Raw genomic sequence first — 14,604 nt, forward strand, 5'->3', positions numbered from 1 at the left:
GCAGTTAGATGTTGGCAGTAATTTGCAAATATTTAAGAAAAAATAACCGCTTTTCTTTTAATGCTAGATTTTCTTCGGATGTTTAAATTGGATTAAATAATCTTAATTTTAATATGGGTATTGAGTCTGCTACAATATATTTTTTAAAAGGAGTCTTTCAATGAATTATTCAAATAAATCAAGATTAAATTTAGCTGATTTTATCGTGTTATCAGTCTTGTTTTTCGGCTATTTCTCTGCGGTGTCGATATGGGGATATTTTTATGCACCTGTACTTGACCCAATTTCTGCGTCTTCATTTTCCGATGAAGCTAACTGGTTTACGATCACTATAGAATTATGTGTGTTAATTGTCGCATTTATCTACCTTTATTTAAGACGGTTTGATTTTTCTCTTATTCCGATATCAGTAGGAAAAAGTACCTTGCCTTGGGCATTAGGCTTAGTGCTCTTAGGCGCATTACTCAGTGATACTCTGCTTTACGGTGGTTATTGGCTTATCAGTGGGGAAAATCCTTTCCTAGGCGTTGCTAAAGTTGAATCGTTTGTTTCTCATATTAGTATAGGTTTACTGGTGTTTGCTTTCGTTAATGGATTTTACGAAGAGCTGTTTTTTATGGGATTGGCATTCGCGGTTAAGCCGGAACATACTCAAAAGGCGCTGGTTTTAAGTGTATTTGTACGGTTTATTTTCCATATTTACCAAGGGTTAGCTTCCGCTTTTGCCATAGTATTAACCGGTGTTGCCTTTATTTTATTGCGTAAAAAAGTCGATTCTATCGTACCGTTTATTTTAGCTCACGCTGTTTTTGACCTGTTTGGTGCGGGGATTATTGGCTTATTGTTAAGCTTATAGCCTCAATATATCCTTCTTGAAGCGGTAACTTGGGGAAAGCACTGCATCAAAAGCATATCCGAAAGGTGTTTTAGCTGAGGCTAATAACAATACAAGCGGTCAAATTCTTTGCAAAAGTTGCAAAGAATTTGACCGCTTGTAAAAATTATTAATCGTTTTGATTATTTCACACGTGAAACATATTCGCCAGAGCGGGTATCGACACGGATTACTTCACCGATTTGAACGAATAATGGCACGTTTACTACCGCACCGGTGCTTAATGTGGCCGGTTTGCCGCCGGTACCTGCAGTGTCGCCTTTTAAGCCCGGATCGGTTTCAACGATCTCAAGTTCAACGAAGTTTGGTGGCGTTACCGCGATTGCAGAGCCGTTCCATAAAGTGACGATACATTCTGCGTTATCAACCAACCATTTAACATTGTCACCTAGTGCTTTGCTATCTACAGAGATTTGTTCAAACGTTTCAGGGTGCATAAAGTACCAGAAATCACCATCGTTGTAAGAGTAGTTGTAGTTAGAATCAACAACATCAGCAGCTTCAACAGTTGAGCCTGATTTAAAGTTGATTTCTAATACTTTACCGGAAATTAATTTACGGATTTTAGTACGGGTAAATGCTTGGCCTTTCCCCGGTTTTACGAATTCGTTTTCAACGATAACACAAGGTTCACCATCTTGGATAAATTTTAAACCTTTTTTAAAGTCGTTAGTGCTGTAATTAGCCATTGGTTCCTCAATAATTAACAAGAAATTAACAAAATTTAGAAATCCGCTATTGGATTTGTCAAAAAGACCCATATAATACAGCAATTAGCGAAAGATCTCTAAAAGTTTTTACGCTATACTTCAAAAATCTTGTTTTATAAGGGAAACTCAATGAAAAAAGTTATTACGCTTTCTGCCGTCATCGCATTATCTATCGCAACCGTTGCGGAAGCAAAGCGCGGCGGTTCGTCTCGTTCGGTAACGGGTAAACCGATTGCGGCACAAAAAACGCAGTCTATTCATTCAAATACGCAAAAAGATGCGACATTTGATAATACGCAAAATCGTGCGATCCCGAATCAACAACAAGCACAAGCGAGCGGCGGTAACCGGTTAGCGAGTTTTGCAACCGGTGCGGCGGCAGGTTATGTGTTAAGTGAAATGCTTGCGCCGACCGAAGCACAAGCGCAAACTCAGACACAGCAAGCTGCGGCGACAACTCAGCCGCAAGCGGTTGAAAATGCACAAAATGCTGCAAATACCGCACCGGCTGCAGTAGCGACATTTAAGAGCATTGGTGGTCAAGTTGATCCGTTCTTAGTTGAAAAAACAGACGGCTATCGCCGTTATTGTATTTCTGGCGTGCAGTATTTAATTGCAGCCCAAGGTAGTCCGTCTGCGCCGGTTGTAATGGTTAATCCAAACGGTTCACCGCTTGCGTGTAATTTAGTACAATAATTTCTAATTTTGCGGAGGGGCGTAGTATTACGCCCTTTTTTGTTTTTTATTAATATTTAGGGTGTATGCAATACACCTCTACGAATTATGCAACCAATCCTAATTGAATCTTCCAAACCCGAATGGCTTATTGAATTAGCGCAGGCCTTTAATGATCCTACCGCATTATTAGAATATCTTGAGCTGAATCCGCAAGCGTTTGAAACGGCAATAACAGCACGTAAATTGTTTGCATTACGTGTGCCTCGTCCGTTTGTGGAAAAAATGCAAAAGGGCGATAAAAATGACCCGCTTTTTTTACAAGCGATGTCGGCGGCGGCGGAGTTTTTACAGGCGGAAGGTTTTGTGCAAGATCCGTTGGAGGAACAGCACAGCCCCGCTCCCAATATTTTGCATAAATACCATAATCGTTTGCTGTTTATGATTAAGAACAGTTGTGCGATTAATTGCCGCTATTGTTTCCGCCGTCATTTCCCTTATGATGACGTAAAAAGCGGTAAAGCGGTTTGGCAACAAGGACTGGACTATATTGCGGCACATACGGAATTAGAAGAAGTGATTTTCTCCGGCGGTGATCCGCTGATGGCGAAAGACAGTGAATTAGACTGGCTGATTTCCGCTTTGGAACAGATTCCTCATATCAAAACTTTACGTATTCACACCCGTTTACCGGTGGTGATTCCGAGCCGTATCACCGAACAATTGTGTGACCGATTATCAAAATCTCGTTTAAAAGTGGTAATAGTGACTCATATCAATCACCCTAACGAAGTGGATGAGGTTTTAGTCGAAAGGTTGAATAAGTTACGCCAAGCAAATGTTGTGTTACTCAATCAATCCGTTTTACTCAAAGGAGTAAACGATAATGCGCAAACATTGAAAGCATTAAGCGATAAATTATTTGATAGCGGCGTACTGCCGTATTATTTACATTTATTGGATAAAGTGGAGGGCGCAAGTCATTTCTTTATCGAAGATAGACAAGCGGCGGAAATTTATAAAGAACTGCAGAGAATAACATCGGGTTATTTAGTACCGAAATTAGCCAGAGAAATTGCGAGAGAGCCAAATAAAACATTGATGGGATAGCGTATAAACAAGCGGTTAAATTTTGCTGATTTTGCAAATTTTGACCGCTTATATGCAAAAGGGCGAATAATCTTATTCGCCCTTTTTCGTTAGTTTCGATTAGAAATTCGCATTACGCGGTGCACGTGGGAACGGAATTACTTCACGGATATTTTGTAAACCGGTTACATAAACGATTAAACGTTCAAAACCTAAGCCGAAGCCGGAGTGCGGAACCGTACCGTATTTACGTAAATCGCGGTACCACCAGTAATCTTCCGGATTTAAGCCCATTTCAACCATACGTGTGTCTAATACGTCTAAACGTTCTTCACGCTGTGAACCGCCGATAATCTCACCGATTCCCGGTGCTAATACGTCCATTGCCGCCACGGTTTTACCGTCATCATTTAAACGCATATAGAACGCTTTAATATCTTTCGGATAGTTTTTTACCACCACAGGTGATTTAAAGTGTTCTTCAGCTAAGAAACGCTCGTGTTCGGAAGAAAGGTCAATCCCCCAAGATACAGGGAATTCAAACTCTTTGCCGGATTGTAATAAAATCTCAATGGCATCGGTATAATCCACTTGAGCGAACGGTGAGTTAATAAAGTTTTCTAAACGACTGATTGCGTCTTTATCAACGTGTTTGGCAAAGAATTCCATGTCATCTTTGCGTTCTTCAAGCACCGCGCGGAAAACGTATTTCAACATATCTTCCGCTAATTTAGCATTGTCGTTTAAGTCTGCGAATGCGACTTCCGGTTCCATCATCCAAAATTCGGCTAAGTGGCGAGTAGTGTTTGAATTTTCTGCACGGAAAGTCGGACCAAAGGTATAAACTTTACTTAATGCGCAAGCATAGGTTTCGGCATTTAGCTGCCCCGATACAGTTAAGAATGACTCTTTACCAAAGAAATCTTGGTTAAAATCCACCTTTCCAGTCTCAGTACGAGGTAGGTTTTCTAAATCTAAGGTTGAAACACGGAACATTTCACCCGCACCTTCCGTATCCGATGCAGTAATTAAAGGCGTAGCCACCCAATAGAAGCCTTGTTCGTGGAAGAAACGGTGAATCGCTTGAGCTAAACAGTGGCGAACACGAGCTACCGCACCAATTAAGTTTGTGCGAGGGCGTAAGTGGGCAACTTCACGCAGATATTCGATAGAATGGCGTTTTGCTGCCATTGGGTACGTATCAGGATCTTCAACCCAACCAACCACTTCAACTGCAGATGCTTGTAATTCTACGGCTTGCCCTTCTGCCGGTGATTCTACTACTTTACCTCTTACAACAACGGAACAGCCGGCCGTTAGACGTAAAACCTCACTATTATAATTTGGTAAATCGTTATTAATAATGGCTTGAATTGGGTCAAAACAAGAACCGTCATAAACGGCTAAAAATGATAAACCTGCTTTTGAGTCACGGCGGGTACGTACCCAACCGCGTACCGCAACTTCTTCGCCTACCGCAACTTTGCCTGATAGGATCTCCGAAACTGTTGGAAATTTAGACATTGAATACCTCAATCTTTATGGTGAGTTTTACAGAAAATAATCGTTCGGTATTTTACAAGAATAAGTAAGGAAATAAAGGAAATTGTCGATTTTTTTGGATATTTACGCCTTTCTAAGAAAAATAAATTGAAAATCCTTGATGAATCTTTATCCTTAACAAAAATTTCTTATATACGCGTTCCAGACTATGTTTACCCGTTCTAAAACTTTCACTTTTCAATTACATCGTTTTTTGCATAGAAAGATTCATCAAACACACCAAATATCTCGAAAAAGCGTTGAATTTACTTGTTTATTTATCGGTGCGGCTTTAGTCGCGTTTTTTTCCTTAGGGTTTGCTAAGCTGGCGGAGTTCGGTTTACATCTCAATGCGCAATGGACGAGCGCATATCCGCTCGCCGTTTGGGTTGTTATGCCGTTAGGTATGGCTTTTCTCGCTTGGTTTACTGTGAAATATACGCCTTATGTGGCAGGAAGCGGTATTCCGCAAGTGATTGCGTCGATGAGTTTACCTCATGGTGCAATAAAAGGTAAATTAGTCGCGTTTGGACAAACGTTATGGAAAATCCCGCTCACTTTCTTAGCGATGATCTGCGGTGCTTCCGTCGGGCGAGAAGGCCCTTCCGTTCAGGTCGGGGCGGCGGTAATGTTGGCATGGGGGAATTTCTGCCGTAAGCATGGCTATGCATTTAAAGGATTGAGCGCAAATGAACTTATGGCGGCAGGTGCGGGAGGCGGATTGGCGGCGGCATTCAATGCTCCGCTTGCCGGCGTGATTTTTGCCATAGAAGAACTGGGAAGAGGCGTTCTGTTACGCTGGGGCAGACGAGTCGTACTCGGTGTGTTGGCTTCGGGCTTTATTTTGATTGCGCTTGAAGGGAATAATCCTTATTTTCCTCAGTATCAGGGGGCGACTTCCGTCCCTAAAATGATCTTGTGGGTGGCGTTATGCGGTACGGTATGCGGAGTACTGGGCGGCATATTTGCCCGTTTATTAGCAAAAGGCGTAGCCGGCGTTTCTCCCCCTAAAATTAGGGGCTGGGTTCGCCGACACCCTATCTATATTGCGTTTATATTAGGATTAGTCCTTGCCGCATTGGGACATTTCTCTCAAGGTCAGACCTACGGCACGGGATATGATGTCGCGGCAAGAGCTTTAGAGGGCGAAGAAATCACACCGCAAGCGGTCGGAATTGCCAAACTCTTTGCAACGGTCGCCACTTATTGGACGGGTATTGCCGGCGGAATATTTACGCCGTCTTTAACAATAGGTGCGGGAATCGGCAGCGAAATATGGTTTTTGAGCGGCGGTACGGTTGATCAGCGATTATTGGTTTTATTGTGTATGGCGGCGTTTTTGGCAGGTGCAACGCAGTCGCCGATCAGTGCCAGCGTAGTCGTTATGGAAATGACGGGGAGCCAACCGGTTCTTTTTTGGGTGCTGATTGCAAGCCTGATTGCCTCAATCGTTTCCCGCTATTTTTGTCCAAAACCTTTTTATCACTTGGCTGCGGGTCGTTTCAGACAAAGAGTACAGGAAGAAGAAAAACGTGAGAAATCCCTTCTAAAACAAGAAGATAAAAGGATTAAATAAAAATATTATATTTTATTTAAAATATTTGGAACTTTTTTAAAACGGCTCAGTCTTAAATAACGCTAACTGACAGAATTTATGTAAGTTTTTTTCATTTCCTTAGGTAAGACCTCCCCCGGCATCGCTTTCTTGGTGTCGGGTTTTTTATGCCCGCAATTCTTTTAATTTGTAAAATTTCCTGCAAATTTAACCGCTTAGCTATGCTACAATGTGACTAATTTTTCCTAATTGAAGCGATCAATGAATAAAAATCTTACTTTTTTCTTTTATGATTATGAAAGTTTCGGCGTGAGTCCGGCGTTAGATCGTCCGGCACAGTTTGCCGGTATTCGTACCGATAGCGATTTTAACGTTATTGGTGAACCGGTGATGTTTTATTGTAAGCAAACACCGGATTATTTACCTTCGCCAGAAGCAGTGATGGTAACCGGTATTACTCCGCAACAGTGTAACGCTGAAGGTGTGCCGGAACCGGAATTTGCCGCACGAATCCACGCTGAATTCAGCCAACCGAATACCTGTATTTTAGGCTATAACAATATTCGTTATGATGACGAAATGACCCGTTATACCTTTTTCCGCAATTTCTTTGATCCGTATGAATATAGCTGGAAAAACGGCAATTCTCGCTGGGATCTGTTAGATCTAGTGCGAGCTTGTTATGCACTGCGTCCGGACGGAATCGAATGGGTAACGGACGAAAACGGTGTGCCGAATTTCAAATTAGAGAATCTTACCAAAGCGAACGGCATTGTTCATGAAAATGCGCACGATGCAATGGCGGATGTTTATGCCACGATTGCGATGGCGAAATTGATTAAGCAAAAGCAGCCGAAACTTTTCCAATTTTTCTTTGAACATCGTGGTAAGAAAGAAATTGAGAAAATGATTGATACCGGTGAAATGACCCCGTTGGTACACGTTTCCGGTATGTTCGGTAATGCGCGTGCTAATACCGCTTGGATTGCACCGATTGCGTGGCATCCGACCAATCAAAATCAAGTATTATGTTGCGATCTATCCGGCGATGTTAGTGCCTTACTGACAGATTCGGTGGAAGAATTGCGTACTCGTTTATACACTAAAAAAGAAGAGTTAGCTGAAAGTGTTGCACCCGTGCCGCTAAAAGGGGTGCATATCAATCGTTGTCCGATTATTGCACCGGCAAAAGTGTTGTTGCCTGAAAATGCGGCTCGCTTAGGCATTGATCGTGAGCGTTGTTTGGAAAATCTCAAATTACTGAAAGCGAATAAAAGTTTAGTGCGTGAGAAAGTGACCGAAATTTTTATGGAAGAACGGCGCTTTGAACCTTCTGCGAATGTGGAAACGACTCTGTATGACGGCTTTTTCTCACCGGCAGATAAAAATAATATGTCGATTTTGCGTACGTTACCGCCGCAAGAATTGGCGCATCACGGCTTACAATTCGCCGATGAACGAGTAGAAGCTTTGTTATTTCATTATCGAGCCAGACATTATCCCGAAACATTGAGCCGAGCGGAACAGATTAAATGGCAGAAATATTGTCATCAGCAGATAGATGCCAAATCGGCACAATTTGCCGAAGCGATTGATAGCTTATTCCAAATTCATCACGATAATCCGGAAAAGGTAAAATTATTGGAAAATTTGACCGCTTACGCTGCACAAATTGCGGAGTTTCAGGTAGTTAAACACACCGCTAATGCGCAAAGCGAGCAGCTAGTTTCAGCCTTAAACCAAGTGGCGGAACAGGGTATGGATAAAGCGGCGAAGTTGGAAATGCTAAAGGCATTAATTAAATAAGTGGGAGAAAACGGCTATGCAACAACCTTTAGAACATCATCCGTTTGAACCTGTGCTACCGACCTCTGCAACCGTAGTGATGATGGGGACTTTTCCGCCGACAGGTGAAAAACGCTGTATGGAATTTCATTACCCGAATTTCCAAAATGATATGTGGCGTATTATGGGCGCGGTTTTCTATGATGATACCGACCATTTCCGTGTCGGCGATGAAAAACGTTTTGATCCGATAAAAATCGAAGCGTTTTTACGAGAAAAGGGCATTGCGTTGTGTTCATCGGCACAAACGGCAATTCGTTTAAAGGGTAACGCTTCGGATAAGGATTTAAAAATCGTTGATCCGGTGGATATGTCGCAATTATTAAAAACGTTACCCCATGTAAAATGGATTTTTACCACCGGCGGTTTAGCAACGGATACGTTACTCGGTTTATTAAATGAGAAAATTAAAGCACCGAAAACAAACGCGTGGATTCACTATCCGTACTGTGCCGAGCGTGAACTTTTCCTTTACCGTTTGCCTTCTACCTCTCGGGCTTATCCATTGAGTTTAGCTAAGAAAATCGAGGCGTATCGACAATTTTTTATTCAAGCAGGATTACTTTAACGCATGAAATATGATTTACATTCACACAGTACCGCATCGGACGGTATGCTTAGCCCAACCGAACTGGTTCAGCGTGCGTTAGAGCAACAAATCGAAATGCTTGCCTTAACCGATCACGATACCGTAGCGGGGATTCAAGAAGCAAAACACGCAGCACAAGGGCAACCGATTCGCTTTATTGCCGGCGTGGAAATTTCTATCGTTTGGGAAGGCAAAAGTATTCATCTTGCCGCTTTAAATGTGGATGAAACGCATCCTGCATTAGTGGCATTGTTAGATAAGCAAGCGTTACTGCGTGAGCAAAGAGCGGTCGAAATCGGCGAAAAACTTGCAAAAGCCGGTATTCCGAACGCTTATGAAGGGGCAAAAGCGTTAGCAAGCGGAGAAGTTACCCGTGCGCATTATGGGCGTTTTTTACACGAAAACGGTCATGTACGAAGTATCGAACACGCCTTTAAAAAATATCTCGGTGGCGGTAAGCCGGCTTACGTTAAGCCGATGTGGTGCAGTTTAGAAGAAGCGATTGAAGTTACGCATCAAGCGGGCGGTGTGATTTGTATTGCGCATCCGTTACGTTATAAATTAACCGGACGTTGGATTCGCCGCTTAATCGCTGACTTTAAATTAGCCGGCGGTGACGGTATTGAGGTTGCCGGCTGCGGGCAAACACCGGATCAACGCCAACTGATCGCTCGTTGGGCAAAAGAGTTTGATTTATATGCTTCGGTCGGTTCGGATTTCCATTACCCGACCGGTTGGATTGAGCTTGGCAGAGGGCTAATACTGCCGGCGGATTGCAAACCGATTTGGGATTTATTTTAAGGAAAAGGGCGTGTTAAACGCCCTTTGATTTATCGAACTTTATTCACTTTAAATTGGCTAAACTCAGTCATTACCTCGCCTAATTCGGCTACTCGCCGTTCAATCTTAGCCATATCCGGTTTTTCAGCAGTAATCGCAATCCGCATTAATCCGAGTGAACGTTCAAATTTTCCATAGTGAGTTAAGCTCATCTCACGGATCGGTTTTTCGTATTTCGCCCAATTTTTACCGAAATGGCGTGCCGCCGTTCTGATTTGCTTAAGCTCTTTGGTTTGTACCGCACGTTGCAAATTGTGATAAAGCGGTATCATTTGTTTAACGAAAGTTTGCTGTTTCGCCGCATAGTCCACCGGGTTTTGTGCTTTCTCAAAACGATATAGATGCTTAGCGACATTTTCTACGTTGGCTAGATCCGTAGTTTTAATCGCTTGGTTTAAAGCGTCCGCTACATTGTTGCCCGCTTCCGAATGATGTCCCTCAAACTGATTAAAGGCTTGCTGTAGAGCGGTCAAATTTTGCTGAGATTTTGCAACTTCACCTTTTTTAAGTTCTGCCATTGCTTCAGAGAGTTGTACGAATAACGGGCTAACGTCTACTTTCGCTAATGTGATTGAACTAGCAAAGAGCAGAGGAATGATGATTAATTTTTTTAATGTCATTTGCTATTCCTTAGAGTAAATCGAATAAGGCTTTGCCAAGATAATCATGTTCGTCTTTTACACCGGCAAAGCAGGCAAATAAGCCGCTGCCGATATGGGTAATATATTCGTTCATTTTGTCGATATTTCCTAAAGCGTTTTGCACTTTGATAAATTGCTCGGGGCTTTGTTGGAACGAAATAAACAGTAAGCCCGAGTCAAATTGCCCTTTATCGTCAATACCGCTGGCGTAGGAGAACGAACGTCTGAGCATTTTTACTCCCGTTTTATGGGCAAGGTGCGTATGTGAAATTTCCGGCATCACCGGATTACCTTTATCATCTTTTTTCGCCAGATCGAATTTTTCAAATTCATGTTTATAGCCGAGTGCCGCACCGGAATCACGATAACGACCGAAGGTTTCTTCCTGCGATCTTAAATGCGTACGATCCCAGGTTTCTAAGAACATTTTGACACGGCGAACGGCTAAATAGGAACCGCCTTTCAGCCAACCGTCTTGTACCCAGACCACATTGTCCTGAGCTTTTAAACTCTCGGCATTTGCCGTACCGTCTTTAAATGCAAATAAGTTACGCGGCGTTTCATTATTTAAAAATGAATTAAAGCCCATTTGCGACCATTTCATTTTGACTTCACCGCGAGCCGCACGTACCAAATTACGCACTGCATGGAAGGCGACTTGAGGATCATCGGCACAGGCTTGAATACAAATATCGCCGCCGCTAAATTCGGCTTGCAATTGATCACGAGGGAAGTGCGGTAAATCTTGTAATTCGATCGGTTTATGCTTTTCAATACCCAGTTTTTTAAAGAACGAAGCACTTACACCGAAAGTGATAGTGAGATCTTGCGGGTCCAAACTATCCGCTTCACCGGTATCCGCAGGCGGAACATACGCGTTGTTGCTATAAGGCTTGACATTTTCACCTTGTGTCAGATTATTACTATAACGCGTCCAAGTTTGGAAAATCTCTTTCACTTTTGCAATATCGGCGGTATCTAAATCCAAGACGAGAAAATAGATATGTTTTTGTGCAGGGGTAACAATGCCGGCTTGGTGTTTACCATAAAAAGGATATTGGTTATGTGCTTGCGCAGTGAGTTGTCGTGATTCTAAAGCAAAAGCAGGAGCCGACAATAAGCCAGCTCCTACCAATGCGGTATTTTTTAGAAAATCACGGCGAGAATGGATTTCTGCCATAATTTATTCCTACCTTATTTCTCTAAGAGAACGCCTAATTGCGCCAACGGCTCGCCCAGTTGGTTTACTGCCTCGGCTAATGCTTTAACATCGTTTTTTGACAATTTGTTATAAGCTACGTAATCGTAACCGTTTTTCGCTTTATTGTGTTTTGCCAGTAAGCTATTGACCGCAGCAAAGCGAGCGGCGATTTCCGCCGAAAGTTTCGCATCGGTTTTGTCTAATTGCGGTTTAAAGATTTCATAGATTTTTTCCGCCCCCTCAATATTCGCTTTGAAATCGTAAAGGTCGGTTTTAGAGAAAATTTCCTCTTCACCGGTTACTTTAGTGGTGGACACCTCATTTAATAAATCCACCGCACCGGTGATCATTAATTCGGGAGTAACTTCCGCCGTCGGAATTTTGGCGCGTAATTCTTTAACGTCTTTTAGCAGTTGTTCCGCAGTCGCTTTTGTACCTTTAGTGGTATTTTTCTCCCATAAAACTTTTTCGATTTTATGGAAGCCGGACCAATCTTTTTCCGTTTTGCCTTCTTCGGTTAAATCGGCAAGGCGTGCGTCAATACGAGGATCCAAATCGCCAAAACTCTCGGCAATCGGTTCGGAACGTTCAAAATACATTCGTGCAAGCGGGTAAATTTGTTTCGCTTTTTGCACATCGCCTTTATCTAGATAAGCAACAAATTTCTCGGTGTCGGTAACTAAGCGGTCGATTTGCTCAACCACAAATTGTTTATAAGTTTCGGTTTCTTTGCTTAAGTCTAATGCAAAAGATTGAGTCGTCAGTAATACACCGGAAAGCAGCACGGCTAATTTTGTTAAACGCATAAAATTTTCCTCTATCTAAGAATAGTGTGGTAATCATATTCTTATTAATAATCATTATCAAAACAATGGTGTTGATTTTGTGATCTGATTCACATTTTAATTTGTAAATTTTTTTAGAAAATTGACCGCTTGCTTGTGCTAAAATCCTATCCGAAATTTCTTGGATAGGATGTGATATGAGCAAGCAAGGCAAACCTTTTATTTTACATAGCCCGTTTAAACCCTCTGGCGATCAGCCGTCAGCGATTGCCAAATTGACCGAAGGGCTAAATGACGGATTGGCGCATCAAACGTTACTGGGGGTAACCGGTTCGGGTAAAACCTTTACCATTGCTAATGTGATTGCTCAACTCAATCGTCCGGCAATGTTGCTTGCGCCGAATAAAACGCTTGCTGCTCAGCTGTATGCCGAGATGAAAGCCTTCTTCCCAGAAAATGCGGTGGAATACTTTGTGTCTTACTATGACTATTACCAACCGGAAGCCTATGTGCCGAGTAGCGATACTTTTATCGAAAAAGATGCGTCGATTAACGAACAAATCGAACAGATGCGACTGTCGGCAACCAAATCATTCCTTGAACGCCGAGATACTATCGTAGTGGCTTCTGTTTCCGCCATTTATGGTTTGGGGGACGTGGACGCTTATATGCAAATGATGTTGCATTTGCAAGTGGGGGCGATTATCGGCCAACGAGAGATCCTCGCTCGTCTTGCCGAATTGCAATATACCCGTAACGATCAAGCATTTCAGCGTTCGACTTTCCGTGTGCGTGGCGAAGTGATTGATATTTTCCCTGCCGAATCGGATGAAATAGCGTTACGGGTTGAATTGTTTGACGATGAAATCGAAAGCCTTTCGTTGTTTGATCCGCTTACCGGACATAGTTTGGGCAAAGTACCTCGCTATACCATTTATCCGAAAACCCACTACGTTACCCCTCGTGAACGCATTTTGAATGCGATTGAAGAAATCAAACAAGAGCTGGTGGAACGCCGAGAATACTTCATCAAAGAAAATAAATTGTTGGAAGAACAACGTATTACTCAACGCACGCAATTCGATATTGAAATGATGAATGAGCTGGGCTATTGCTCGGGGATCGAAAACTATTCACGCTATCTGTCGGGCAGAAAAGAGGGCGAACCGCCTCCGACATTATTCGACTATATGCCGGCGGACGGCTTGCTGATTATTGACGAAAGCCACGTTACCGTACCGCAAATCGGCGGTATGTATCGAGGCGACCGAGCCAGAAAAGAAACGTTGGTGCAATACGGTTTCCGCTTGCCGTCTGCGTTGGATAACCGCCCGTTACGCTTTGAAGAATTTGAACGTCTTGCGCCGCAGACGATTTATGTATCGGCAACACCGGGTAACTACGAGCTAGAAAAATCAAACGGCGATGTGGTGGATCAAGTGGTTCGCCCAACGGGATTATTAGACCCGATCATCGAAGTTCGTCCAGTCGCTACGCAGGTTGATGACGTACTATCCGAAATTCACAAACGAGTAGCGGTAGATGAACGTGTACTAATCACTACGCTAACCAAGAAAATGGCGGAAGATTTAACCGATTACCTCGATGAACACGGCGTGCGTGTGCGTTATCTGCATAGCGATATTGATACGGTTGAACGGGTAGAAATTATTCACGACTTGCGTATGGGAATGTTTGACGTATTGGTCGGCATCAACTTATTGCGTGAGGGCTTGGATATGCCGGAAGTGTCGCTGGTGGCGATTTTAGATGCGGATAAAGAAGGCTTTTTACGTTCCGAACGTTCATTAATTCAGACCATCGGACGTGCAGCTCGAAACCTGAACGGTAAAGCAATTCTTTACGGCGACCGCATTACTAACTCTATGCAAAAAGCGATTACCGAAACCGAACGCCGCCGAGAAAAACAACAAAAATACAACGAAGAACACGGTATTACTCCGCAAGCCCTCAACAAAAAAGTAGGCGAATTGCTCGACATCGGACAAACCGACAAGCCGAAACGAGGCAAACAAGCGGTTAAAATCGAAGAAAAATCTGCAAATACCTACAAACCAAAATCCCGCAAAGAGCTGGAAAAAGAACTCAAACAACTCGAACAACAAATGCGAGATTTTGCTAAGGATCTTGAGTTCGAAAAAGCGGCTGCGGTAAGGGACAAGATTGGGGAGTTGAAGGCGGTGTTGTTGGAGGTTTGATAGAAAAAAGCCCGATTA

13 protein-coding genes are annotated in these 14,604 nt (G+C 42.9%); 8 read left to right on the forward strand and 5 right to left on the reverse strand.

Annotated features, from left to right (window positions below; genetic code table 11):
• Positions 1-160 precede the first annotated feature (160 nt).
• Entirely contained in the window at positions 161-856 is a 696-nt protein-coding gene (locus DY200_RS03250; RefSeq protein WP_027074529.1) for a CPBP family intramembrane glutamic endopeptidase, read from the forward strand.
• A gap of 161 nt (positions 857-1,017) precedes the next feature.
• On the opposite strand, the gene efp is transcribed toward DY200_RS03250, so the two are convergent.
• Positions 1,018-1,584, reverse strand: coding sequence for an elongation factor P (gene efp / locus DY200_RS03255; RefSeq protein WP_042803166.1), 567 nt, complete (start codon positions 1,582-1,584; stop codon positions 1,018-1,020).
• A gap of 150 nt (positions 1,585-1,734) precedes the next feature.
• Between efp and DY200_RS03260 the strand changes: the two genes are divergently transcribed.
• Positions 1,735-2,301 (forward strand): hypothetical protein, encoded by a 567-nt coding sequence (locus DY200_RS03260; protein ID WP_115586908.1) that lies wholly within the window; start codon positions 1,735-1,737, stop codon positions 2,299-2,301.
• An 87-nt stretch (positions 2,302-2,388) separates the two neighbouring features.
• Positions 2,389-3,390, forward strand: a complete 1,002-nt coding sequence (epmB, locus tag DY200_RS03265) for an EF-P beta-lysylation protein EpmB (protein WP_115586909.1) — start codon at positions 2,389-2,391, stop codon at positions 3,388-3,390.
• A 99-nt stretch (positions 3,391-3,489) separates the two neighbouring features.
• On the opposite strand, the gene asnS is transcribed toward epmB, so the two are convergent.
• Positions 3,490-4,893: an asparagine--tRNA ligase gene (gene asnS, locus DY200_RS03270; protein WP_115586910.1), complete on the reverse strand. Its 1,404-nt coding sequence runs from the start codon at positions 4,891-4,893 to the stop codon at positions 3,490-3,492.
• A 187-nt stretch (positions 4,894-5,080) separates the two neighbouring features.
• On the opposite strand from asnS, the gene DY200_RS03275 reads away from it, so the two are divergent.
• From DY200_RS03275 to DY200_RS03290, 4 genes are all read left to right on the forward strand, one after another.
• The gene (locus tag DY200_RS03275) at positions 5,081-6,487 is read left to right on the forward strand and encodes a chloride channel protein (protein ID WP_115586911.1); all 1,407 of its coding nucleotides are present in this window, start codon (positions 5,081-5,083) and stop codon (positions 6,485-6,487) included.
• 240 nt (positions 6,488-6,727) lie between these two features.
• Complete coding sequence (sbcB, locus tag DY200_RS03280; protein ID WP_115586912.1) at positions 6,728-8,272, forward strand: exodeoxyribonuclease I; 1,545 nt, start codon at positions 6,728-6,730, stop codon at positions 8,270-8,272.
• 16 nt (positions 8,273-8,288) lie between these two features.
• On the forward strand, positions 8,289-8,879 hold the full coding sequence (locus tag DY200_RS03285; RefSeq protein ID WP_115586913.1) for a DNA glycosylase: 591 nt from the start codon (positions 8,289-8,291) through the stop codon (positions 8,877-8,879).
• Between the two features lie 3 nt (positions 8,880-8,882).
• Positions 8,883-9,701 carry a PHP domain-containing protein gene (locus tag DY200_RS03290; RefSeq protein ID WP_115586914.1) on the forward strand — a complete coding sequence of 273 codons (819 nt, stop codon included), beginning with the start codon at positions 8,883-8,885 and terminating at the stop codon, positions 9,699-9,701.
• Positions 9,702-9,730: 29 nt separating this feature from the next.
• Here DY200_RS03290 and DY200_RS03295 read toward each other — a convergent pair whose 3' ends face one another.
• From DY200_RS03295 to efeO, 3 genes are read right to left on the reverse strand one after another with little or no spacing between them, the layout of a single operon-like run.
• Positions 9,731-10,360, reverse strand: coding sequence for a Fe2+/Pb2+ permease (locus DY200_RS03295; RefSeq protein ID WP_115586915.1), 630 nt, complete (start codon positions 10,358-10,360; stop codon positions 9,731-9,733).
• Between the two features lie 10 nt (positions 10,361-10,370).
• Positions 10,371-11,561, reverse strand: coding sequence for an iron uptake transporter deferrochelatase/peroxidase subunit (gene efeB / locus DY200_RS03300; protein WP_115586916.1), 1,191 nt, complete (start codon positions 11,559-11,561; stop codon positions 10,371-10,373).
• 14 nt (positions 11,562-11,575) lie between these two features.
• Positions 11,576-12,388 carry an iron uptake system protein EfeO gene (gene efeO / locus DY200_RS03305; RefSeq protein ID WP_005604121.1) on the reverse strand — a complete coding sequence of 271 codons (813 nt, stop codon included), beginning with the start codon at positions 12,386-12,388 and terminating at the stop codon, positions 11,576-11,578.
• Positions 12,389-12,564: 176 nt separating this feature from the next.
• On the opposite strand from efeO, the gene uvrB reads away from it, so the two are divergent.
• A complete protein-coding gene (uvrB, locus tag DY200_RS03315; protein WP_115586918.1) occupies positions 12,565-14,586 on the forward strand; it encodes an excinuclease ABC subunit UvrB in 2,022 nt (673 codons plus the stop codon).
• Positions 14,587-14,604 lie beyond the last annotated feature (18 nt).

Source organism: Actinobacillus lignieresii, from assembly GCF_900444945.1.
In the GTDB taxonomy this organism is placed as follows: domain Bacteria; phylum Pseudomonadota; class Gammaproteobacteria; order Enterobacterales; family Pasteurellaceae; genus Actinobacillus; species Actinobacillus lignieresii.

Bases quoted from the DNA above. Each gene is read 5' to 3' on its own strand.
- DY200_RS03250 (WP_027074529.1), top strand. From the start codon at position 161: ATGAATTATTCAAATAAATCAAGATTAAATTTAGCTGATTTTATCGTG.
- DY200_RS03290 (WP_115586914.1), top strand. From the start codon at position 8,883: ATGAAATATGATTTACATTCACACAGTACCGCATCGGACGGTATGCTT.
- efeB (WP_115586916.1), bottom strand. From the start codon at position 11,561: ATGGCAGAAATCCATTCTCGCCGTGATTTTCTAAAAAATACCGCATTG.
- DY200_RS03260 (WP_115586908.1), top strand. From the start codon at position 1,735: ATGAAAAAAGTTATTACGCTTTCTGCCGTCATCGCATTATCTATCGCA.
- sbcB (WP_115586912.1), top strand. From the start codon at position 6,728: ATGAATAAAAATCTTACTTTTTTCTTTTATGATTATGAAAGTTTCGGC.
- asnS (WP_115586910.1), bottom strand. From the start codon at position 4,893: ATGTCTAAATTTCCAACAGTTTCGGAGATCCTATCAGGCAAAGTTGCG.
- DY200_RS03275 (WP_115586911.1), top strand. From the start codon at position 5,081: ATGTTTACCCGTTCTAAAACTTTCACTTTTCAATTACATCGTTTTTTG.
- DY200_RS03285 (WP_115586913.1), top strand. From the start codon at position 8,289: ATGCAACAACCTTTAGAACATCATCCGTTTGAACCTGTGCTACCGACC.
- DY200_RS03295 (WP_115586915.1), bottom strand. From the start codon at position 10,360: ATGACATTAAAAAAATTAATCATCATTCCTCTGCTCTTTGCTAGTTCA.
- efeO (WP_005604121.1), bottom strand. From the start codon at position 12,388: ATGCGTTTAACAAAATTAGCCGTGCTGCTTTCCGGTGTATTACTGACG.
- uvrB (WP_115586918.1), top strand. From the start codon at position 12,565: ATGAGCAAGCAAGGCAAACCTTTTATTTTACATAGCCCGTTTAAACCC.
- efp (WP_042803166.1), bottom strand. From the start codon at position 1,584: ATGGCTAATTACAGCACTAACGACTTTAAAAAAGGTTTAAAATTTATC.
- epmB (WP_115586909.1), top strand. From the start codon at position 2,389: ATGCAACCAATCCTAATTGAATCTTCCAAACCCGAATGGCTTATTGAA.